We start from the raw sequence: 726 nt of genomic DNA, 5'->3' as shown, positions 1-726 counted from the left end.
TTGCTTGCGTAAAGTTGCTTTGGCTAACTCCAAGCTACGACTAGTGGTTTCGCCTTTCACCTTTTGCCCGCGCCGGTTTACGCCATCATAGACAAAATCCAACAGCATGTCAGTCTTAGCCTTTGCCATATTACTACCCTCGAAATTGTCTAATATAGATATTGCAAACATAAAGCAGAATACCAGACAAAACTGTTGGCTGGCATACTTTATTTTAGCGCAAAAAACCAGTGCCTATCTGTTTTATTTTTAGATATATCTATTAGATAATATTTCTAATTTTGAAGTTTTCAGAAAGCAAAATACTAGAAGATTAACAGTTTCATATACGGCTTAATATTTATACGGTTTATTCAGAAGTAACACGCATCATTTCTTGAATACTGGTGACACCTTGCAGAACTTTTAAAACCCCAGAACGGCGTAGATCTCGAAAACCGTTTTTGAGCGCCGCATCTTTGATATCTATGGCATTGCCATCTTCCATAATGATACGTGAGATGTCGGGGCTGACCTTCATCACCTCATAAATACCCACACGACCTTTATAACCTTCACGGCATTCATTGCAGCCTACTGGCTCATAAATCACATTGTCTGAGTTGTCCAAGTCTGTATCAGTAAAGCCGATCTCTAGTAGGCTTTGCCGTGGAATATTGATCGGTTTCTTACAGTTTTTGCATAGTCGTCTTGCCAAACGTTGGGCAATGACTAGGTTGACTGACG

At 39.9% G+C, this 726-nt stretch carries 1 protein-coding gene; it reads right to left on the bottom strand.

The window, feature by feature from the left end; genetic code table 11:
- Window positions 1-349: 349 nt before the first annotated feature.
- Window positions 350-726 (bottom strand): ATPase, T2SS/T4P/T4SS family (locus ACS8FC_RS17330; RefSeq protein WP_439297695.1); only part of this gene is annotated, 377 nt, incomplete at its 5' end.

The sequence above is a fragment of the Psychrobacter sp. 1Y4 genome, assembly GCF_051847555.1.
Note: the sequence above shows the minus strand (reverse complement) of the source record. Positions and strands in the feature narration are given on the sequence as shown.